Source organism: Devosia sp. A16 (assembly GCF_001402915.1).
GTDB lineage: Bacteria > Pseudomonadota > Alphaproteobacteria > Rhizobiales > Devosiaceae > Devosia_A.
The window spans coordinates 193,900-215,250 of the sequence record NZ_CP012945.1; the positions used below are offsets into that span (position 1 = coordinate 193,900).

20 protein-coding genes and 1 pseudogene are annotated in these 21,351 nt (G+C 65.7%); 12 read left to right on the forward strand and 9 right to left on the reverse strand.

Going from position 1 to position 21,351, the window contains the following annotated elements; translation table 11 throughout:
* Positions 1–149: 149 nt before the first annotated feature.
* From APS40_RS00885 to APS40_RS00895, 3 genes are all read left to right on the forward strand, one after another.
* The gene (locus tag APS40_RS00885) at positions 150–2,819 is read left to right on the forward strand and encodes an OmpA family protein (protein ID WP_055045265.1); all 2,670 of its coding nucleotides are present in this window, start codon (positions 150–152) and stop codon (positions 2,817–2,819) included.
* 241 nt (positions 2,820–3,060) lie between these two features.
* Positions 3,061–3,612, forward strand: coding sequence for a TIGR00645 family protein (locus APS40_RS00890; RefSeq protein ID WP_055045266.1), 552 nt, complete (start codon positions 3,061–3,063; stop codon positions 3,610–3,612).
* Positions 3,613–3,781: 169 nt separating this feature from the next.
* Entirely contained in the window at positions 3,782–4,174 is a 393-nt protein-coding gene (locus APS40_RS00895) for a hypothetical protein (protein ID WP_055045267.1), read from the forward strand.
* A gap of 90 nt (positions 4,175–4,264) precedes the next feature.
* Here the strand turns inward: APS40_RS00895 and APS40_RS00900 are convergent, their stop codons facing one another.
* Positions 4,265–4,891 (reverse strand): GyrI-like domain-containing protein, encoded by a 627-nt coding sequence (locus APS40_RS00900; protein ID WP_055045268.1) that lies wholly within the window; start codon positions 4,889–4,891, stop codon positions 4,265–4,267.
* Between the two features lie 180 nt (positions 4,892–5,071).
* Between APS40_RS00900 and APS40_RS00905 the strand changes: the two genes are divergently transcribed.
* The 5 genes and pseudogenes from APS40_RS00905 to APS40_RS00925 all read left to right on the forward strand — a co-directional run bounded on the left by APS40_RS00905 (position 5,072) and on the right by APS40_RS00925 (position 9,459).
* Positions 5,072–5,767, forward strand: coding sequence for a tellurite resistance TerB family protein (locus APS40_RS00905; RefSeq protein ID WP_082434107.1), 696 nt, complete (start codon positions 5,072–5,074; stop codon positions 5,765–5,767).
* A gap of 117 nt (positions 5,768–5,884) precedes the next feature.
* A pseudogene (locus APS40_RS00910) lies at positions 5,885–6,920 on the forward strand (LLM class flavin-dependent oxidoreductase).
* A gap of 64 nt (positions 6,921–6,984) precedes the next feature.
* Entirely contained in the window at positions 6,985–7,806 is an 822-nt protein-coding gene (locus tag APS40_RS00915) for a glycosyltransferase family 25 protein (protein ID WP_055045269.1), read from the forward strand.
* A gap of 1 nt (position 7,807) precedes the next feature.
* Entirely contained in the window at positions 7,808–8,623 is an 816-nt protein-coding gene (locus APS40_RS00920; RefSeq protein ID WP_055045270.1) for a glycosyltransferase family 25 protein, read from the forward strand.
* Complete coding sequence (locus APS40_RS00925) at positions 8,620–9,459, forward strand: glycosyltransferase family 25 protein (RefSeq protein WP_055045271.1); 840 nt, start codon at positions 8,620–8,622, stop codon at positions 9,457–9,459. Before APS40_RS00920 ends, APS40_RS00925 begins: the two co-directional genes overlap by 4 nt.
* 61 nt (positions 9,460–9,520) lie before the next feature.
* Here APS40_RS00925 and APS40_RS00930 read toward each other — a convergent pair whose 3' ends face one another.
* The 4 genes from APS40_RS00930 to dnaG form a co-directional block, all read right to left on the reverse strand.
* The gene (locus APS40_RS00930; RefSeq protein ID WP_055045272.1) at positions 9,521–9,742 is read right to left on the reverse strand and encodes a hypothetical protein; all 222 of its coding nucleotides are present in this window, start codon (positions 9,740–9,742) and stop codon (positions 9,521–9,523) included.
* Positions 9,743–9,865: 123 nt separating this feature from the next.
* Positions 9,866–10,165 carry an HlyU family transcriptional regulator gene (locus tag APS40_RS00935; RefSeq protein ID WP_055045273.1) on the reverse strand — a complete coding sequence of 100 codons (300 nt, stop codon included), beginning with the start codon at positions 10,163–10,165 and terminating at the stop codon, positions 9,866–9,868.
* Between the two features lie 11 nt (positions 10,166–10,176).
* Complete coding sequence (gene rpoD / locus APS40_RS00940; protein WP_055045274.1) at positions 10,177–12,258, reverse strand: RNA polymerase sigma factor RpoD; 2,082 nt, start codon at positions 12,256–12,258, stop codon at positions 10,177–10,179.
* A 174-nt stretch (positions 12,259–12,432) separates the two neighbouring features.
* Positions 12,433–14,391 carry a DNA primase gene (gene dnaG, locus APS40_RS00945; RefSeq protein ID WP_055045275.1) on the reverse strand — a complete coding sequence of 653 codons (1,959 nt, stop codon included), beginning with the start codon at positions 14,389–14,391 and terminating at the stop codon, positions 12,433–12,435.
* 112 nt (positions 14,392–14,503) lie between these two features.
* On the opposite strand from dnaG, the gene APS40_RS00950 reads away from it, so the two are divergent.
* Positions 14,504–15,379, forward strand: a complete 876-nt coding sequence (locus tag APS40_RS00950; RefSeq protein ID WP_055045276.1) for a YihY/virulence factor BrkB family protein — start codon at positions 14,504–14,506, stop codon at positions 15,377–15,379.
* A gap of 15 nt (positions 15,380–15,394) precedes the next feature.
* Here APS40_RS00950 and APS40_RS00955 read toward each other — a convergent pair whose 3' ends face one another.
* The gene (locus APS40_RS00955) at positions 15,395–15,964 is read right to left on the reverse strand and encodes an HdeD family acid-resistance protein (protein ID WP_055045277.1); all 570 of its coding nucleotides are present in this window, start codon (positions 15,962–15,964) and stop codon (positions 15,395–15,397) included.
* Positions 15,965–15,981: 17 nt separating this feature from the next.
* The gene (locus APS40_RS00960) at positions 15,982–16,563 is read right to left on the reverse strand and encodes an HdeD family acid-resistance protein (protein ID WP_055045278.1); all 582 of its coding nucleotides are present in this window, start codon (positions 16,561–16,563) and stop codon (positions 15,982–15,984) included.
* Positions 16,564–16,713: 150 nt separating this feature from the next.
* On the opposite strand from APS40_RS00960, the gene APS40_RS00965 reads away from it, so the two are divergent.
* Both APS40_RS00965 and APS40_RS00970 read left to right on the forward strand, forming a co-directional pair.
* Complete coding sequence (locus tag APS40_RS00965; protein WP_055045279.1) at positions 16,714–17,892, forward strand: MFS transporter; 1,179 nt, start codon at positions 16,714–16,716, stop codon at positions 17,890–17,892.
* 90 nt (positions 17,893–17,982) lie between these two features.
* Positions 17,983–19,125 (forward strand): GGDEF domain-containing protein, encoded by a 1,143-nt coding sequence (locus APS40_RS00970; protein ID WP_055045280.1) that lies wholly within the window; start codon positions 17,983–17,985, stop codon positions 19,123–19,125.
* A 23-nt stretch (positions 19,126–19,148) separates the two neighbouring features.
* On the opposite strand, the gene APS40_RS00975 is transcribed toward APS40_RS00970, so the two are convergent.
* On the reverse strand, positions 19,149–19,601 hold the full coding sequence (locus APS40_RS00975) for a GatB/YqeY domain-containing protein (protein ID WP_055045281.1): 453 nt from the start codon (positions 19,599–19,601) through the stop codon (positions 19,149–19,151).
* Between the two features lie 4 nt (positions 19,602–19,605).
* Positions 19,606–19,974, reverse strand: a complete 369-nt coding sequence (locus APS40_RS00980) for a VOC family protein (RefSeq protein WP_055045282.1) — start codon at positions 19,972–19,974, stop codon at positions 19,606–19,608.
* Positions 19,975–20,102: 128 nt separating this feature from the next.
* Between APS40_RS00980 and carA the strand changes: the two genes are divergently transcribed.
* Positions 20,103–21,308, forward strand: a complete 1,206-nt coding sequence (gene carA, locus APS40_RS00985; protein WP_055045283.1) for a glutamine-hydrolyzing carbamoyl-phosphate synthase small subunit — start codon at positions 20,103–20,105, stop codon at positions 21,306–21,308.
* Positions 21,309–21,351: the final 43 nt, after the last annotated feature.

The following is a 21,351-nucleotide window of genomic DNA, read 5'->3' on the forward strand; positions in this document are numbered from 1 at the left end:
CTGTCGCGATACGGAACCGCACGCACTTGAGGGGCGTTCGGCATTTGATGGGCCAATTCACTTCGCAACAGCTTTGCCGGGCGTTCAGGTTCGGTTCAGCCCGACTGCGTCACTTCTCGTACAACTGACTCCAGAACAAGGATAAAACCATGCGCTTTCGAAACTGGCTCCTGACCGGCACCAGTCTCGCCGTTCTCGCATTGGTGCCGGGCGCCGCTTTCGCCCAGCAGGCCGAGTACCAGGCCTTGCAGGAAGCCCAGGCTTCGGGCGACGCAGACGCGATCAACAATGCCAAGCAGGCGCTGACCGACAGCTGCATCGTGAACGGCTATTCCAGCGTGCAGGAATGTATCGCGGCCATCACCGGTGGCGGCCAGCCCGCTGCCGATTCCAAGGCCGACGAGGAGGCCAAGGCCGCCGAAGAGGCGCGCGCGGCCGAGGAAGCCAAGGCCGCTGAAGAGGCGGCCGCTGCCGCCGCGCAGGCCGAGGCTGACGCCAAGGCCGCCGAGGAAGCGAAAGCCGCCGAGGAAGCTGCAGCCGCCGCGGCACAGGCGGAGGCCGATGCAAAGGCAGCCGAGGAGGCCAAGGCCGCCGAAGAGGCAGCGGCCGCCGCCGCTCAGGCTGAGGCCGATGCTAAGGCCGCCCAGGATGCCAAGGCCGCCGAAGAAGCGGCTGCTGCAGCCGCTCAGGCCGAGGCCGACGCCAAGGCGGCCGAGGATGCCAAAGCCGCTGAAGCAGCTGCCGCTGCGGCCGCACAGGCCGAAGCGGATGCCAAGGCCGCCGAAGATGCCAAGGCTGCTGAAGATGCGAAGGCCGCCGAGGACGCCAAGGCCGCGGAAGACGCCAAGTCCGCTGAGGATGCCCAGGCGCAGTTCGTCGCCGACCTGCAGGCAGCGCTCGATCAGTATCAGGCCGCGCTGAACCAGGCCGCTGCCGGCGACTATGCCGGCGCCAAGCCGATTGCCGATGCGGCCGCAGCGCGTATCCAGGAACTCTGCACTGCCAACGGCTATGCCGACATCAAGTCGTGCATTGGCCAGGATCTGCCGCCGTTGCCGGAGCCTGCCGCCGAACAGCCGGCGCAGGAACCCGCTGCCGAGCAGCCCGCCGAAGCGCCTGCGGCTGAGCAGCCCTCGACCGAACAGCCTGCCTCTGAAGAGCCGGCGGCCGAGCAGCCTGCCACCGAGCAGCCTGCTGAACAGCCAGCCGCGGAACAGCCCGCTGAAGTCGGCCCGACCGATGAGCCTGCCGATGCGAATGCCCCCGATCCGGCGGCCGCCGCACAGGATAAGCTCGCTACCGCCGTCGAGCTCTACAATGTCGGCGTCGGCCAGCTCGATTCCGGTGATGCTTCGGGCCAATCGACCATCGATGCCGCCAACAAGCAGTTCGCCGATATCTGCGCTGCCCTTGGCGTCGCCGATGTGGCGCAGTGCCTGACGCAGTATGGCATCACCCTGCCCCCGCTGCCGGAAGTCACGGCCCCCGCCCAGCCGGCTTCGACGCCGATTGCCGAACTGCCCGGTGCTGAGGAACCGGTGACCCCCGTTGCCGTGGAAGTGCTGCCCGAAACCGTTGCCCCTGAGGAGGCGGCCCCGGTGCTCGACAGCGCCAAGGACACCGCCAAGTCGGCAGCCGATGGTCAGGCGCCCGCCGAACAGCCGGCCGCTCCGGCGGAGCCTGCCGCTCCCCCGCCGACCGACGACAAGGCGGCTCAGGCCGATCTCGCTCCGGTCGAAGTCCAGTCGCTGGCCAAGGTGGAAGGCGAGAAGATCGCCGTCGACGCCCTGCCGCCCATCGAGGTGCCGCAGAACGTCACGATCATCAATAACGTCACCAACGTGACGAACGTGACCAACGTCACGAATAACACGACCAACATCACCAACAATAACAACTCGAACAACAACAATAACAACAACAACAATGGCAGCCCGGGCCCGCGCCCCAGCAACAACTTCACCAACTCGGGTTTCATTTTCCAGATCGGGGTCAACCTGATCATCTCGAACCCGGCGCAGGACTTCGACCGAATTCGCGACAGCGATGAGGACGAGGTCTACTACGAGCGCCTGTCGGGCGGACGCGTGAAGGAGACCATCGAACGCCCCAACGGCGTGCAGATCGTCACTATCCGTGACCGCTGGGGCAACGTGCTCAAGCGCTCGCGCATCATGCCGGACGGCCGCGAATACATCCTTGCCTATCAGGACGAGGACGATTTCGAGCAGGATGACGACTACTTCGGCAACTGGCGTGACCCGGGCGACGACCTGCCGCCGCTGCGTCTGACCATCCCGATCCGCGACTACATCCTCGATGCCGGCGACGCCGACGAGGAAGAGGTCGAACTCTTCTTCCGTGAACCGCCGGTGGAGCAGGTCCGCAAGATCTATACCATCGAGGAAGTGAAGCGTTCGGCCCGTATCCGTGACTCGGTGCGGCGCGTCGAAGTCGGCGGGCTGACCTTCGACTCCGGTGCGGCCACCATCGCCCGCAGCCAGGTCGGCGCGCTCAGCAAGGTGGCCAACGCCATGCTGGCGATCCTCGAGGACAATCCGGGCGAAACCTTCCTGATCGAAGGCCACACCGACGCGGTCGGCTCGGACCAGGCCAACCTGATCCTTTCGGACCAGCGGGCCTCCACCGTCGCCCGCATCCTGACCGACTTCTACGACGTGCCGCCCGAGAACCTGGTGACCCAGGGCTATGGCGAGCGCTACCTGAAGGTGAAGACGGACAAGGCCGAAAAGCTGAACCGCCGCGTCTCGATCAAGCGCATCACCTCGCTGATCACGGTTGCCGACAAGCGCAACTGATACGGACAGGTGACCTGATGAGCGGGCCGGGGAGAAATCCCCGGCCCGTTTGGTTTGGGGCGGGCAGTAGGCAGTCGACAGTCGGCAGTCGAAACAGAGCCTATCCCCCGTGGGGTGCCCCCCTACTGCCTACTGCCTACTGCCGACTGCCGACTGCCCTTCGCCCCACTGCGTCACCCCTGCCCCTTGTCTCGCCTCAAAAATCGGCTATCCCTCAGCCAACCACCCTGTCGGAGCCAACATGCCCAAGCGTCTCGAACTCGTCATCGAAGCGGTGATCCTCGCCTCGCGCTGGCTGCTGGTGCTGTTCTATCTCGGGCTGGCGGTGGCGCTGGCGGTCTATGCCGCGACCTTCGGGGTGAAGCTGTGGGATTTCATCAGCCACGTCTTCGTCATCGACGAAGCCGACGCCATCCTCAAGATGCTGGCGCTGATCGACGCCGCCCTGGTCGCGAGCCTCGTGGTCATGGTGATCATCTCGGGCTACGAGAATTACGTCTCGCGCTTCGATGACGGCGATGCCGTGCACTGGTTGGGCGAAATCGACGCCGGCTCGCTCAAGATCAAGGTGGCCTCGACCATCGTCGCCATCTCCTCGATCCACTTGCTGCAGGTGTTCCTCAACGTCTCGAGCTACACCACCGACAAGCTGATGTGGTTCACCCTGATCCACCTTGCCTTCGTGGTCTCGGCCCTGTTCCTTGCCTTCATCGATCGGGTCTCGGCGCAGACCAAGTCGATCGGCAAAGCCCGCGGCGGCGATGAAAAAGCCGAAAAATCTGCGGCAAGCTGAACTATCCGGACAGCATTTCTTCATCCCAGGCAGGACAAAATCGCTTTTAGGCTCAGCGCCTTAGGCGAGATCGCTGATTCATTCCCGCAATCCGTCACGATTTCGGGAACAATTCGGTCGGCTCCCGAGTTATTTCGGCCATACGGTACTCAAACAAAGGAGCTTGATCATGGCTGTCCCCGAACGCGATACCGTCTATTCGAGCGACGACAACCGCACCGTCTACACCCGTGAGTCGAGCGCGACCGGCTGGTTCGTAGGCATCATCGTTGCCCTGGCGTTGCTCGCCATTGGCTATCTGGTCTTCTCGGCCAACTCCGGCCCCTCGACCACCTCGACGACCGTGAACAACACCCCCGCGGTCGAAGCTCCGGCCACTCCGGCTCCGGCCCCGATGACCGAAGCTCCGGCGACGGGCACCGAGACGACGCCGATGGCTCCGGCCGCTGAGCCGGCTCCGGCTGCCCCGGCCAATAGCGCCCCGGCCACCGAAGCCCCGGCTACTCCGGCTCCGGCGACCGAGGCTCCGGCCCCGGCTACTTCGGCCCCGGCCAGCAACTAAGCCCGTTTCGGGTTAGAAAGAACAACAGCACTCTGAGCCGAGGATCCTCCCCCAAGGCTCACCCTGAACCCCGGCAGCCTCCTGCCGGGGTTATTTGTTTGTCCCGATCCGCTCTACCGGTTGCCGGAGGATAGTCCTGAGCTTTTCGGGCGCCACCTTGCGCGGGTCCGAGAGGTAGATCTCGTGATGGTGGCCGGTTTCCCGCAAGCCGTTTGCCGGCAGGAACTCGCCGTGCAACTTCGCCAGCGTAGGGCCCTCGTCGTCATAGCTGCCCACATGCAGCGTCTGGACCGACAGCCCTTCGTGCAGCGGCTCGAGACGCAATCCGGCGGGCGCTGTCCCGAGTTTCTTGCCGGCTTTGAGGACGGCGCGAGCGAACAGTTCCGCGGTCACGAAGTCCGGTTGCAGGATCATGATGGTCCAGCGCCAGTCGCTCTTGCGGCGGGTGATGAAGCTCGACATGTCGTCGGCCCACCACAGCGCCTCGAGCGGGCCCACGACATAGTCCCGACCTAGCTCGGCCTTGCTCGCGAACTTCATCGCGTAGCTTACCGAATAGAGCCAGGCGACGCCTGTGCGGTAGGCTTCGGCGCTGTTGGGATCCCCCTCGCCATCGAGCTTCAGATAGCTCAGCGGCGGCACATCGACGATCGCGAATGCTCCCTTTGGCGGGCTATAGAGCGATTTATGGTGCTTCTTGAGGTCGAGCTTTTCCATTCCCAACGCCTGCAGTTGTTTGGCCTCGACCGTTTCTCGGTGGTCGGGATCAAGGCTCGACACCCTATCCGGCGAGCCGTCAAAGGCAACCTTCCGCCCCTGCGCGAACTTGTCATCCTTGCGCCGTCGGCAGGCGCTACCTAACTCCCGCTGAGAAGCAAGAAAAACCGGGAGACAGCCATGTTCAACATCGACGGCATCATCAAGGCGCTGCAGAGCGACCCCAACGCGCAGCGCACCGCGATGACGGGGGCTGCCGGCCTTGCCGCGGGCATGCTGCTCTCCGGCGGCGGGCTGGGTAAGCTCGTCGGCAATGTCGCCAAAGCAGGCGCCGTGGCCGCGGTGGGAGGCCTCGCCTATTCGGCCTGGCAGCAGCACCAGAAGAACCAGCAGCAGGCCGGCACCGCCGCCGACGGCGCACCGGCACCGTCACGCGATGCGTTCGTGCCGCCGCCGCAAGCTGCCTACCAGAGCGAAGAGCTCGGCAAGACCCTGGTGCGCGCCATGATTGCCGCTGCCAAGGCCGATGGGCAGATCGATGCCGAGGAGAAGGAACGCATCTTCAAGCGGCTGGAGACCATGTCGCTGTCGCCCGAGGAAAAAGCCTTCGTCTTCGATGAACTGGCGAGCCCGCTCGATATCGATGCCGTGGTGGCACGCGCCGATACGCCCGAGCATGCCTCGGAAATCTACGCCGCCTCGCTGGTGGCCATGACCCCCGACAGCGCCGCCGAGCGCGGCTATCTCGAAGCGCTGGCCTTCAAGCTCAAGCTGCCGGCCGGGCTGGTTACCGAAATCCACCGCCAGGCCGGCTACGAAGCCCCCGCGCCGGCCGCTTCGAACGCGGGTTCCTACGTGCCAACCAGCAACGCCTGAGTTACAAGGCTGTGCGTTCTTGCGCCGTTCGCAGCGCACGGCCATGTAGGGCGCAGTTCAGGTACAGGGCCCGGCCCCGCGCGAGCGGACAGCGGGCCTTCCACTCAGGATTGCGCCATGGAAATCGGTCTCTACTCGTTCGCCGAAAACACCCCCGATCCCTTGAACGGCGGGCGGCTGCAGTCGCCGGCCGAACGCCTCAGGGATCGAGGAGATCAAGCTCGCCGACGAGGTGGGGCTGGACTTTTATGGCCTCGGCGAGCACCACCGCCCGGACTTCGTCGCCTCGGCGCCGGTGACCATTCTCGCCGCCGCGGCGACCATCACCAAGCGCATCCGCCTCTCTACTGCCGTCACCGTCCTGAGTTCGGACGATCCGATCCGCGTCTGGCAGCAGTTCGCCACGCTCGACCTGCTGTCGAACGGCCGCGCCGAGATCATGGCCGGCCGCGGTTCGTTCATCGAGAGCTTCCCGCTGTTCGGCTACGAACTCGAAGACTATGACACGCTGTTCGAGGAAAAGCTGGCCGAACTGCTGAAGATCCGCGAAGGCGGCAAGGTCCAGTGGGAGGGCTCCGAGCACACCAGGCCGATCCCCGGCATCGCCATCTATCCGAAGCCGATCCAGGAGCCCCTGCCGCTCTGGATCGCGGTGGGCGGCACGCCCAACTCCGTCGCTCGCGCTGCCTATTACGGTCTGCCCCTGATGCTCGCCATCATCGGCGGCAACCCCGAGGCCTTCACCCAGTTCACCGAGCTCTACCGGCGCACCGCCGAGAAGGTCGGCCACGATGCGTCGAAGCTGCCGATCGGCATTTCATCGCACGGCTTCATCGCCGAGAACTCGCAGGACGCGCTCGACATCGCCTTCCCGGCGCATCACGAAGCCATGAGCCGCATCGGGCGCGAACGGGGCTGGCCGCCCACCACCCGCGCACAGTTCGAGGCAGGCGCCGGCCCCTCCGGCGCCTACTTCATGGGCTCGCCCCAGCAGGTCATCGACAAGATCCTGATGCAGCACGAGTGGTTCAAGCACGATCGCTTCGGCCTGCAGCTCAGCGTCGGCACCCTGCCCCATGACAAGGTCATGAAGGCCATCGAGCTCTTCGGAACAGTGGTAAAACCCGCAGTAAACAAGGCGCTGGGTGGCTGACCGGCATTGGAGGCCGTATATCCCGGTGCTATGGAGCTCGACAGTTCAGCATGGGATGCACGGATTGCTGCCGATCTTCTATATCAACATGGCGTCCCGGCCCGATCGCCTGCAACATATCGAGCGGCAGTTGCGGGCGCTTGGCCTGACGGCGACCCGGGTCGAGGCCGTGACGCCCCGTGATTTCTCGGCCGAACTCGAGGAGCGCCGACGCTCCGGCCTCGTTCGACTGAACGCTGGCGAGATTGCCTGCAGCCTCAGTCACCAGAGCATCTGGCGCACCATGCTGGAGCAGAATATTCCCGCCGCTCTGATACTCGAAGACGATGTCGTGCTGGCTTCCGATCTTCCCGCAGTGCTGCGCGACCCGCACCTGCTGGACCACGCTCCCGATGCAATACAGCTCGAGACGCACGCTACCGCCGCCCTGGTTGGCCGCCCGGTGCCGACTGTCGTCAGTGGGGTGTCGCAGAACCGGCTGATGTCCTCGAGCCTTGGTACTGCCGCCTACGTGATGACCAGCCGCCTGGCCCGTCGCGTGCTGCAACGCGACGACCTCGAGCAGATGTCGGTGGACAGCCTGCTGTTCGGTCGCCCTGGCGGCCTTTTCTACGAAGCGCGCATCTACCAAGCCGTTCCGGCGCTCGCCATCCAGCTCGACCAGACCCGTGAAGGCAAGCTCAGTGTCGGCCAGAGCGACCTCACCGGGCAGCGCCCACCGCACCGCCCGGCTGGACCGATGCCCTTGCGGGCCCGGCTGAAGCGCACCGCCAACCATTGGAGCCATCACCTGCGCATCCTTACCACATTTGGTCCGACCGGAGAGCTGTGGGGGTCGCGCAAACTCTGGCTGCCGGTGACAGATGACCTGCGGCGGCTGATGTAAAGTGCACGCCATCCCCGTCTACTACATCAACCTCGCGTCGCGCCCGGACCGTCGTGCCTTCATGGAGGCGCAGTTCGAGCGCCTCGGCATTGCCGCCGAGCGCATCGAGGCGGTGCGGATGGACGAGGTGCCGCCCGCTCTGATCGCATGGCACGAGACCACCCACAGCCTGTGGCGGCTGGCGGCAGGCGATCTCGCCTGCGGGCTCAGCCATCAGCGCAGCTGGGAGCACCTGCTCCAGAGCGGCGCTCCGGCTGCCCTGGTGCTGGAAGACGATGTGCAACTGGCCGCCCCGCTGCTCGATTTTCTCGATCCTGAGCTGCCCGGCCAGCTGGGAGCGGACCTGTTCAAGCTCGAGACCTTTCACAGCCCGGTGAAGCTCGGCAGCGCGTCACAACGCGTCGGGACCACGGAATTGCGCGAGCTTTGTTCCTCGCAGATGGGCGGCGCCGCCTACATCCTCACCCGCGAGACGGCCAGGCGCTCGCTCTCCAGCCCGCTCCGTAACCAGATGGGAATCGATCGCTTCCTGTTCGGGCGCGGCGGCTACCACCTGCTGCGCAGCCGGGTACTGCAAGCCATTCCCAGCCCCTGCATCCAGATCGACAAGCTCGACGCCGCCGACCGGATCGGCGAGAGCAACATCGCCGCGACCCGCGCGCCCTCCCCGGCCCGGCCGGCGCGCGACCTCGGCGCCGTGCTCGGCCTCCATCTCGACCATGTCGGCCGCCTCGCACGCCTAGCGGCGCGTGATCTCGCGGCGCTGCGGGGTCCGCGCATCGTCGTGCCGTTCGCCGGCGGCGTGGAGGCCGGATGACCGCCTTTCCCGCCAACCAGCTGCCCGTCTACTACATCAACCTGGCGAGCCGCACGGATCGCCGCCAGTTCATGGAGACGCAGTTCGCCCGATTGGGCATTGCCGCCGAGCGCATCGACGCCGTGACGACTGCCGAGGTCGGCGAAACGCGCATGGCGCCGCATACGGACCCGCGCAATCCCTGGGCCATGACGCAGGTGGAGGTGGCTTGCGTCATGAGCCACGAGAAGGCGTGGCGCCGGATGCTCGACAACGCCCAACCGTTCGCCCTGATCCTCGAGGACGACGCGGTGCTGGGCGACGGGCTGCCGGCCTTCCTCGATCCGGCGCTGAGCCGCGACCTGCGGATCGACCTGCTGAAGCTCGAGACCATGTACGAACGGGTGCGGCTCGGTCGTGCCGTGCGTCAGGTCGCCGGCCGCTTCGGAATCCACCAGTTGCTCGCCTCCCATATGGGCGGCGCGGCCTATGTCATCTCTACCGCAATGGCCCGGCGGGCCCTCGCCGATCCGGCGCTGCGGCGCATGAGCGTCGATCGCTACCTGTTCTCGCGTGGCGGGCCGGTGATCCCGGCGCGCGGGCTCTACCAGGCAAATCCGGCGCCGGTGGTGCAGCTCGAGTTCTATCGGGGCGACAAGCCCGCCGATGCCGAGCGCAGCGACCTCAAACAGGATCGCGATGGCCATAACGCCGGCGTACCTCGACCATTCAGCCACCGCTGGCGCGACAGCTTGAGCCGGGTCACCTACACCCTGCGGCTCATCGCCTACATCCTGCCCGATCCGGTAGCGCGGCGACAGAAACGACGGGAAATCCCGCACGAGAGCGACGTCTAGGGCAGTTCCCGATCGGGCTGCACGGTATGGCTCGGCCTCACCCGCCGGTAGCGGTGTCGGCCTACTTGCCGCTGCGCTTGATGCTCTTGATCTGCAGCGGCGGCAGGCCGGATTTCTCGGCGATGGCCTGGTCCTGCTCCATGATGGCGGTGCGCGCTGCGTCATCGCCATCGAGGCCGCCAAGCAGACTCGCATCCACCTTGCGGTTGGAACGCTGGCTGCCATCCTCATAGGTGACGTCGAACAGCACGTACTCGGTGCGGGGGGTCGGCTTCTTGGCCATTGCTGCAACTCCTGTTGGCGGCGCTCCCGGCGCACGCGGCAGTCTTGAGAACGACTGCTGGCGCCCGGAAGCGCAAGTGCACCCGGGGACGCCTGCATCGCTTGCGTTCAGGCAGGTGGCCGGCTAGGCGCGGTAGATACCGTCGCCCTGCTCGTCGATGATCTGCCGGCCCTTGGCGAGCGCGAAGCTGACCACATCCTCCTTGGAGGATAAGCGGTCGGCACGCACGAACTTGTAGCTCTTGAGTTCGCCGTCGATCTGCTTTTCGATCAGCCCGGCGAGCTGATACTCGCTGCCCACCGGCATGATCAGCGACTTGACGGTGAAGCCCTTGTAGACTTCTTCCGCCACCACGGCCGGCTCGATCGACTTGCCCGCCGATCCGCTGCCGCCGCCACCGAACAGGTTCTTCCAAAACGACATAGCTGCGCCCCTTAGTTGTCGAGGAAGCTGCGCAGCTTGCGGCTACGGCTCGGGTGCTTCAGCTTGCGCAACGCCTTGGCCTCGATCTGCCGGATACGTTCGCGCGTCACACTGAACTGCTGGCCGACTTCCTCGAGGGTATGATCGGTGTTCATGCCGATGCCGAAGCGCATGCGCAGCACGCGTTCCTCGCGCGGCGTCAGCGACGCCAGCACGCGGGTCGTGGTCTCGCGCAGGTTCGACTGGATCGCCGCGTCGATCGGCTGAATGGCGTTCACATCCGGGATAAAATCGCCGAGGTTCGAATCTTCCTCGTCGCCGATCGGCGTCTCGAGGCTGATCGGTTCCTTGGCGATCTTCAGGACCTTGCGGACCTTGTCGAGCGGCATCTGCAGCTTCTCGCTCAGCTCTTCCGGGGTCGGCTCGCGGCCGATCTCATGCAGCATCTGACGCGAGGTGCGAACGATCTTGTTGATCGTCTCGATCATGTGCACCGGGATACGGATGGTGCGGGCCTGGTCGGCGATCGAGCGGGTGATCGCCTGCCGGATCCACCAGGTTGCATAGGTCGAGAACTTGTAGCCGCGGCGATACTCGAACTTATCGACCGCCTTCATCAGGCCTATATTGCCTTCCTGGATCAGGTCGAGGAACTGCAGGCCGCGATTGGTGTATTTCTTGGCGATCGAGATCACCAGGCGAAGGTTGGCTTCCACCATTTCCTTCTTGGCGATCGCCGCTTCGCGCTCGCCCTTCTGCACCTTGTGCACGATCCGGCGGTACTCGGCGATATCGAGGCCGGTTTCGGTCGCCAGCGTCTGGATGTCGTTGCGCAGCTCGTTGGCGGTGTCTGCCTCGCGCTTGGCGAACTCGGCCCAGCCCTTGCCCGGCAGCGTGGCGACGGTCTCGATCCAGTTCTGCTCGAGCTCGCTGCCATAATAGGCTTCGAGGAAGTTCTCGCGCTTGACGCCATAGCTCTCGGCGAGGCGCAGCAGCCGCCCCTCGAGCCGTACGAGGCGCTTGTTGATGTCATACAGCTGCTCGACCAGGCTCTCGATACGGCTCTGGTTCAGCGACAGCGACTTCACGTCGGTGATCACTTCGGAGCGCAGGCCCTCGAGCTTCTTCAGATCGGCGGCAGTGGCCGGCGCGTTGCCCGCCATGCGGTCTTCGGCGTGCCGATCCTGCATCTTGCGCATCTTGCCATAGGCTTCGGCGATGCGATCGAAAGTCTCGACCACCTGCGGCTTCAGCTCGGCTTCCATCGCGCTCAGCGACAGCGAGTTCTCGAAGTCGTCGTCTTCTTCCTCGACCGGATCCTGCGGCGCCTGCGGCTCGTCGGGCACGTAATCGTCCTCGTCGTCGCCGGAAGCGGCGCGCGGCGCCGGCTTCTTGGCGGCAGGCTTGGGCTCTTCCTTGACCGCGGCGGGGCGCTCGATTTCGGACGGCATCACCGGGGCCGCCTGCTTGGCGTCGGGGCCGGCATAGGTGGCTTCGAGGTCGATGATGTCGCGCAGCAGAATTTCGGCGTTGGCCAGCTGATCGCGCCAGATGATGATGGCCTGGAAGGTCAGCGGGCTCTCGCACAGCCCCTCGATCATCGTCTCGCGACCGGCTTCGATGCGCTTGGCGATGGCGATCTCGCCCTCGCGGCTCAGCAGCTCCACCGACCCCATTTCGCGCAGGTACATGCGCACCGGATCATCGGTGCGGTCGCTGCCTTCGCGGGTATTGGATTTCGATGCGACGGCGGTGCCGGTGCGTTCGGCGAGCTCGGTCGATTCCTCTTCCGGGGTATCGGGCTCGGCCTCTTCGACTTCGTCCTCGTCGACGACGTTGATGCCCATATCGGAGAACATCGCCATGATGTCCTCGATCTGCTCGGAGTTGACCTCCTCCGAGGGCAGTACGGCGTTCAGTTCTTCATAGGTGACGTAACCGCGCTTCTTGGCGGTCTTGATCAGCTTCTTTACGGCGGCATCGGATAGGTCGAGCAGCGGGCTGTCAGGGGCTTCTGCCCCCGCGGCTGCACCGGCAACCTCCGGCTTCTCTGCGTCTTTGGTCTTGGTCTGTGTCGCTGCCTTGGTGGCCATCTAGCTTGCTGCTCCGGGTGCCCCGATCGGGAGGGCGCCGATAGTCGTTAAGTGGTCACGGCTTGAGACATCGTAAAGGGACGGGCTGGCGCGACGGTTTCCGATATGCCGTCACTTGTTCGTCAGCGGTGCTGATTCGCCCATAAGCGAAATCGCGCGTACCCGCAGCCTTCACTAAAAGCTCCGTGTCGCGCGCCCCGATAACGAACCAAACCCTTCGATCAATGCCTCTGTGCCATCGACGGTGGTGATCTGGTTCTGGATGTCTCGCAGCCGTTCGAAAGTTTCCTCGCTCGGGTCGTCGCCCAGCGCCAATTCGGCTGCCTTCAGGGCCTTATTTAGCTCAACGGATTTGTAATGCAAGGCCAGGGCATGACGTAATCCGATCTCGGCATCAGGATCGGCGATCTCCGCGCCGGCTTGCCAAACCCCCTGGCGAGCCAGCAAATCCCGCATTTTGTCGAGCGCTTCGCCGAAGCCGCGGGCCCCCAGTGCCGCGTTCAGCGCCTCGGCGCTGATCTCATGATCCCTGGTTACGAGGTCCAGCATGGTGCCCAGGAGGTTGCGCGAGGTGGGCGAACTGAGCTCGAGCGATGCAAGTGATTCGAGCCGGCTGTCGGCGAGCGCCGGGTGGTTCACCAGGGTGATGAGGATCGTCGCCTCGCGCGGCGTGGCGTCGATCGCCCGGCCCGGCTTCAGCAGCCGCGAGTTCCTGAGCGTATCGGAAACCACCACCCGCGGGCTGCCGCGGCTCCCGACCGGGCCGGCATTGCCGCCGCGCGGATTACGTCGGTCAAAGCCGCCACGCTGGCCACTGCCGCTCCGCTGCTCCCAGCGCTGGTTGCGCACCGGCGCGAAGAACGCCGAGAGCTTCTCGTCGAACGCCTGCATGTAGTGCCGCTTCACCGAGGCTTCGCCGATGGCGTTGGCGCGCGCCCTGAGCCGCGCCTCGAGCGCCGCCCGCGCCTCGGGCGTTTCCGGCACGATGCCGCCGGTCTCGATGCTCCAGATCACATCCGACAGCGACCGGGCCCGGTCGATCACATCGGCGAACGCCCCCCGCCCCTGCGCCTTGATCAGGTCGTCGGGATCCTGTCCCTCCGGCAGCGTCGCGATGCGGACCGTGCGCCCCGGCTGCAGGTGCGGCAGGACGATCTCGGTGGCCCGGGCCGCGGCGCGCTGGCCGGCGCCATCGCCGTCGAAGCACAGCACCGGCTCGTCGCTCATCCGCCACAGCAGTTGCAGGTGTTCTTCGGTCAGCGCCGTGCCGAGCGGCGCGACCGTACCCTCGAAGCCCGCCGTCACCGCGGCGATCACATCGAGATAGCCTTCGACCACGATCACCGATTTGCCGGAGCGCGCCGCCTCGCGGGCGGTCTGGCCGTTGTAGAGCGTCAGGCGTTTCTTGAAGAGCTCGGTTTCAGGCGAGTTGAGGTACTTGGCCGGTACATCCGCCGACATCGCCCGCCCGCCGAAGGCGATGACCTTGCCGCGAAAATCGGTGATCGGGAACATCACCCGGTTGCGGAACCGGTCATAGGGCAGCGGCGAATCCTCGCGCACCACCACCAGCCCGGCATCCACCATTTCCTGCGCCGTCACACCGTTGGCAGCCAGATGTTCCTTGAGGCCGTTGGCGCTGTCCGGCGCATAGCCCAGCCGGAAACGGGTCTGCGCCGCCGCGCTCACCCCGCGTTCGTTGAGGTAGCCGCGGGCCCGCGCCCCGATATTGTGGCTGAGCGCCGCCTCGAAATACTGGGTAGCGACCTCCATCACGTCGTAGAGCGACCGCCGGCTCTCCTGCCGCGCTTCCTCGCGCTCGTCGCGCGCCGGCATCGGCACCCCGGCCATTCCGGCGAGCTTTTCCACCGCCTCGGGAAAGCTCATACCGGCCTTCTCGGTCAGGAAGCGGAAATGGTCGCCCGACACGCCGCAGCCGAAGCAATGGTAGATGCCGCGCCGGTCGTCGGCATGAAAGCTCGGGCTCTTCTCGCCGTGGAACGGGCAGCAGGCCCACATGTCGCCGCGCTGCGGCTGGCTCTTGCGCTTGTCCCAAATGACGTGCTCGCCCACCACCTGCGAGATCGGCAGGCGCTGCCGGATCTCATCGAGGAAGCCGTCGGAAAAGCGCATGCCCCTAAGTAAGCACTGGTTCCGTCAAAGTCAGCGGCAATGAGGTTATGCACAGGCGCAACCCGCGGTCGCGATGCTCGTTTCTCCCCCATCTCCCCCCTCGGACACGCTCATGGATACCGCCACGCCGCCCCCTCCCCAGAGCCTGCTGCAGCGTTGGCGCGCCATTGCGCAGTCGACGTTTGCCGCCTTTTTCCTCGATCGCGACAACGCGCCCCGCTGTGCCGCCGTCGCATTCTTCGGCTTCCTGTCATTCTTTCCGGCCATCGCCACCGTCGCGCTGATCTACGGCATCGTCGCCAATCGCCAGATGGTGGCCGACACCATCTCCGGCGTCGGCGACGTCGTGCCGCAACTGGCACAGGGCATTATTGCCGAACAACTGACCATGCTCGCCAGCCAGCCGCCGGCCACACTCGGGCTCGGTCTACTGATCACCATCCCCTTCGCGCTGTGGAGCGGCTCGCGCGGCGTCGACTCCCTGCTCTATGCCATGACCCGGATACGCAACGAGTCGCCGCGGCGCGGCTTCTTCACGTCGCTCGCCTACGCCATCGGCCTCAGCATCGCCGGTGCCATCTTCGTCGTGCTCGCACTCCTGGCGGTCGCCGGACTTCCGGCTCTGATCCCCTGGCCCTCGGGGGAGGAAGTCATCGCCCTGGCACTCCGCTGGCCCATCCTGCTGCTGCTCAGCGTACTGGTGCTGGCCGCGCTTTACCGCTGGGGGCCCGATCGCCATCCACGCAAATTCCGCTACATCTGGCCGGGCGCCATTCTCGCTTCGCTGCTCTGGCTGCTCGCCGGGGCGATCTTCTCGATCTATGTCGAGAACTGGGGGCACTACGAGGCGACCTTCGGTTCGGTGTCGGCTGCGGTCGTCCTGCTGTTGTGGCTCTACAACTCCGCGCAGATCCTGGTGCTCGGTGCAGCTTTCAACACCGAAATCGAGCGCTCCGCACACCAGCGGGCTCGCTCATCCCGATCCTGAGGGCGGCGCCGGCGATCAGCCGACCTTCACGTCGAGGCCTCTGAGTTGCCAGGCGATATAGAGCTGGAACAATCCGTAGAGGATCATCAGCACGCCGACTATGCTCACCAGCGCCAGCGCGCTCGCGAGCGGCATCACCAGCAGCAGCACGCCGAACACCAGGTAGGCGCAGGCGCTCAGCACTTCGGGCCAGAACGTCCCCTGCCGCAGCAACGCCCGGCCGACGGTGGTGACATAGAGCGCGAACGCTCCGATCAGGATCATCATGATCCCGACGATGATCACCAGGGTGGAAATCCCGATCGCCGCGGCCATTGCCGGAAACGCCACGATCAGCAGCCCGGCGACGATCGCGAGGATATGTCGCGTGATGGCGACGCCGAGCCGCGTGCTGCTGCGGCCGCCGAACAGCAGCCCCCACAGGCCCAGCGCCCCGTCGATGATGACGATCACGCCGCCTACCCACACCAGGGTGGCCAGCGCCAGTTGCGGCGAGATCAGTGCGAAAAGTCCGCCCGCCAGCATCAGCACGCCGCGGATACCGGCGAAGATGCTCGGCCAGGCCAAAGCGCCATCGTTAGCCATTCGTCCCTCCCCGGGGGTCACACGGACTTGCTGCCGGCGGCCGCATCGGCCGACTTGAACATGCGCCACGCCAGCCCGAACAGGCCGATGGCGAAGATGACGGCGAGGATGCCAGCAAGCGTCACGAACACCAGCGCGCTGAACACCGGCCAGAACAGCAGCGCGATACCGAACAGCAGGTAGAGCACGCCGGACAGGAGCACGGGCCAGATGCGGGCATAATGCTCGCGCTCGCGGATGATCACCCAGATTTCCATTACGCCCACGAAGATCGACTGGAAGGCCACGAGGTAGACCAGTAGCGTCGCGGTCAGCAGCGTGGCGAAGAACGGCGACAAGAGGATCAGCACACCGGTAATGATCGCCAGCACGTTGCGCGCCACGTCGAACCAGAAATTCCCGGTCTTGGCCCCGCCGAACGTGAGGCTCCAAAGCCCCAGCACGCCGTCCACCAGCAGCAGCACGCCCCCCGCGATCACCAGTATGGCGAGCGCCGGGGCCGGAAAGAAGATGGCGTAGAGCCCGGCCAGCAGCATCAGCAGCCCCCTGAGGCCGGTGATCCACGCCCAGCGTTTTCTCGTGTCGCTCGATACGGCCATCGGTCCACCCGCAATGTTGTTGCCTTATGGAAGGTTAGCCCTTTTTGCCGCGCCGCCAAGCCTTGTATCGGCTTTAGGCACCGCTGCTTATCCGGCTTGCTTCCTGGCGCCCGGCATGGTCTGACCGCGCCGGATACTTTGAGGATAGTCATGCCGATCGCCATCTACGCCCTGGCGCTGGCTGCGTTCGCAGTCGGCTCGGCCGAGTTCGTCATTTCCGGCATCCTGCCGCCGCTGGCCGAGGATCTGGCGGTGAGCATCCCGGTCGCGGGTCTGCTGGTCAGCGCCTATGCCATCGGCGTGGCCATCGGCGGGCCGGTGCTGACGGTGTTCACCTCACGCTTTTCGCAGCGCAATGTGCTGATCGGCCTGATGGTCGTGTTCTCGATCGCCCAGGTGCTGTGCGCCATCGCGCCCGACTACGGCCTGCTGCTGGCGGCACGACTGCTGTCGGCCTGCGCCCACGGCGTGTTCTTCGGCGCCGGCAATGTCGTCGTCGTCGGCCTGGTGCCGCCGGAACGCCGCGGCGCGGCGTTCTCGCTGTTCATTTCCGGCATCACTGTCGCCAATCTCCTCGGCCTGCCCGGCGGCAGCGCCATCGGGCTCAGCTTCGGCTGGCGCATCCCCTTCCTGGCGGTGGCCGCGCTCGGCGCCGTCGCCGCGGTTGTGCTGTTCCTCAAACTCCCTCGCGACACGCGCGAGGAGGGCGAACGCCACGCCACGTTCGGCGAGCAGGTGCGCGAGCTGCGCCATCAGGAGGTCTGGCTTTCCTACCTGACCATCACCTTCGTGATGATCGGCGCCCTGGCTTTCGGCACCTTCCAGGTGCCGATCATGCTCAACGTCACCAGGCTCCACCCCGACATCATCCCGATCTACCTCTTGATCGGCGGCATCGGCTCGATGCTCGGCATCTATCTGGGCGGCCGCGGCACCGACTGGAAGCCGATGCCGACCCTGTTGACCGTGCTGCTGCTGCAGGCGCTGCTCTATTTCACCATGCTGTTTGCCATGCACGACAAGGTGTGGATGACGGTGAACCTGCTGGGCACCTCGATCCTGGGCTTCGCCTTCTCGACGCCGTTGCAGGCGCGGGTCATCACCGCGGCGCACTCGGCCCCCAACCTCGCCTCGTCGCTGATCTCCACTGCCTTCAACATCGGCATCGCCGGCGGTGCCTTCATCGGCGCCATGCTGCTGAGCGCCGGCGTCAGCTATGCCGACATCCCCGCGGTTGGCGTCGTCACCAGCCTGTGCGCGGCGGGAACGGCGAGCCTCTCATGGTGGCTCGAACGCCGCGGCGCGGCGACTGAGGTCAGCAATGCCTAGCATAATCTTTACCATCGGCCGGCACATTTCCCCGCCGATGGTGCCCGTCCGGTACGATGCTCCCAGACCCCGTTCGACCCGATTCCGCCAGTGCTCGACCAGACATCCCTGCTCATCGCCATCGGCTTTTCCGCCACTGCCCTGATGTTGACGCTGGTCATCACCTGGCTGGGGGCGCAGCAGGATCGCTATCTGCTCAGCTGGGGCCTGGGACTTGGCTTCGTGGCGCCCGGCTCGATGCTCTACGGCTGGTTCAAGACCTACGACCCGGCGGTGCAATGCACCGCCTTCGCGCTGCTGCTGGCCGGCTTCGCGTTCATCTATGTCGGCTGCACGCAGTTCTCATCCAACCGCACGCCCGGACGCGCGGCCGTGCTGGGCTGGCTGCTCGCCACCGGCCTCATGGCGGCCCTGTTCGCGCTCGGCCTGAGCGGTGTCGGCACCATGGTGATGAACGTGGCCGCCGCCATCTTCTTTCTCGCCGCCGGCCGCGAACACTGGCAGGCTCGCTCCAACACGCCGCTGGCGATGTTCGCCAAGGCGGCGCTCTACGGCTCGACCGCCATCACCTTCGCGCTGTGCGCCATCGTGCTGTTCGTCGAGGGGCAATGGGTGCTGACCGCCCGCCCGCACAACTGGGCCGAAGATCTCAATTCGATTGCGTTGCTTGCCGCCCTGGCCGCCGCCGGTGCAATCACGATGGCGCTGCATCAGTTCCGCATTACCGAAGCGCATCGGCATCTTGCCATGACCGACGCCCTGACCGGGCTGCTCAACCGCCGGGCCTTGTTCAGCCTCGCCGGCAACGCGCCGGTGGCGCCGGCCACTGCGGTCATCATGCTCGATCTCGATGACTTCAAGACCATCAACGATCGCTTCGGCCACGCCATCGGCGACGAGGTGCTGGTTCGCTTCGCCGCCATCCTGTCGCGCGCTCTCGGTCCTGAGGATGTTGCGGCGCGACTGGGTGGCGAAGAATTCTGCCTCCTCGTCCATGCGACCAACGCCGCCGCCGTGCACGCCCTCGCCGAGAACATCCGGCTCGAGTTCCTGGGCACCGACCCGCTGCCGGGGGATTTCGGCCCGCCGACGGTAAGCGCCGGCATTGCGATCGCCTCACCGCGGCCGGAAAACTTCGACGAGTTGCTGCGCGCCGCCGACGAGTTGCTCTATCGCGCCAAGGACGCCGGCCGCAACCGGGTCCATGGACCGGAGCTGCGGCTGGTCGCCTGAGTTCGGCGCACGCAGGGGCGAGGTCAGGCGCCGAGCGCCGTCCGGATCTTTGCCGAGGCCTTGCCGAAGTCGATGCGGCCTGGGAACTCCGCCTTCAGCGACGCCACCACCTTACCCATGTCCTTGGCGCCGGCGGCCCCGGTCTTGTTGATCGCGTCGATGATCGCCGCCTCGATCTCGGCCTCGCTCAGTCCCTTGGGCAGGAACTCGCCGAGAATGGCGATCTCCTCGCGTTCGACCATGGCCAGGTCGTCGCGCCCGGCCTTTTCGTAGATGCCGAGCGATTCCTCGCGCTGCTTGACCATCTTCTGCAGCAGCACCAGCACGTCCTCGTCGCTGAGCGGCCCCTTGCCCTGCCCGCGTGCGTCGATGTCCTTGTCCTTGATCGCCGCGTTCACCGCCCGCAGCGTCGCGGTGCGGCGCTTGTCGCCGGCCTTGAGCGCGCTCTTGTAGCCTTCGCTGATCGCATCACGCATCGTTCTAACTCCTTGGTGCAGGCGGCACGTCGGCCACCATCAACAGATTTCCGTCCGGGTCCTTGAAGGTGAAGAACACCCCGTCGGTGACCGGACCAACCTCGCGGGCGCCGGCGGCCACTGCCTGCTCGCGGGCCGCCGCTACGTCCGAGGTATTGAAGTGGAAGGCCGGCTTGCTGTCATGCGGTCCGGCAAAGCCCTTGCTGTCGAGCACCAGCCCACTGCCTTCCGTCATCGGCAGGACATGGATGTGGCCGAAGACGATCTCCCCGCCCGGCTGCATCCCCAGCAGGCTGCGATACCAGTCCCGCGCCCGCTCGATATCGCTCACCGGCACGAACACCCCGCCGATCTGGCGCTCGATCGCACTCATCGCAACTTGTCCCTGTTATGCCGCACCCCATATAGCGCAATAATGCCTGTGCGCCACTTGCGCTTGGGCCGGGCCCCTTCTAAGGAGAGCCCTCAACCGACACCGACCCGAACCCTTGGAGCCCCGCCATGACCGGCTGGCAGCAAAAACCTGCGACCGCCCTCCTGCTGCTCGAGGACGGCACCCGTCTCGAAGGTCACGGCATCGGCGCCATCGGCCACTCAGCGGGCGAGGTGTGCTTCAACACCGCGATGACCGGCTACCAGGAGATCCTCACCGACCCCTCCTATGCCGGTCAGATCATCACCTTCACCTTCCCGCATATCGGCAATGTCGGCACCAACGACGAGGATATCGAGACGGTCAACATGGCTGCCCTCTCGGGCATTCGCGGCTGCGTGCTGCGCGCCGACATCACCAATCCGTCGAACTACCGCGCCGTCGAGAAACTCGACGCCTGGCTGAAGAAGCGCAACATCATCGGCATCGCCGGCGTCGACACCCGGGCGCTCACCGCCCGCATCCGCGAGAACGGCATGCCGAACGGTGTCATCGCACATGCACCGGACGGCTATTTCCACGAGCCGTCGATGCTGGCCGAACTCAGGAACTTCCCGGGGCTCGAAGGGCTCGATCTGGCGCGCGAGGTCACCACTGCGCAGACCTACCACTGGGACCAGACTTCCTGGACCCGGACGGAGGGCTATGGCCGGCTGGAGAACCCCGAATTCCACGTCGTCGCCATCGACTACGGCGCCAAGCGCAACATCCTGCGCCAGCTCGCCGACCAGGGCGCGCGGGTAACGGTGGTTCCCGCCACCGCTACCGCCAAGGATGTGATGTCGCACAATCCCGACGCGATCTTTCTCTCCAACGGTCCGGGCGATCCGGCGGCCACCGGCAAGTATGCCGTGCCGACGATCAGGACGCTCATGGAAACCGGCAAGCCGATGTTCGGCATCTGCCTCGGCCACCAGCTGCTCGGCCTCGCGGTTGGCGGCAAGACCCAGAAGATGCACCAGGGTCACCATGGGGCAAACCATCCGGTGAAGGACCTGACCACCGGCAAGGTCGAGATCACCTCGATGAACCATGGCTTCGCCGTGGACACCGAAAGCCTTCCCGGCAACGTCAAGCAGACCCATGTCTCGCTGTTCGATGGCTCAAATGCCGGGCTCGAGGTCGAGGGCAAGCCGATCTTCTCGGTGCAGTACCACCCGGAAGCCAGCCCCGGTCCGCATGACAGCCACTACCTGTTCACTCGCTTCCTGAATCTGGTGCGCGCTCAGAAGGGCATGGCCCAGGTGCCCGAGCAGGTGAAGCCGGGGGAGTAGGCATATCCGCGCCGCTCGCTTCGCCCGGTTCGGAGGACCCGAG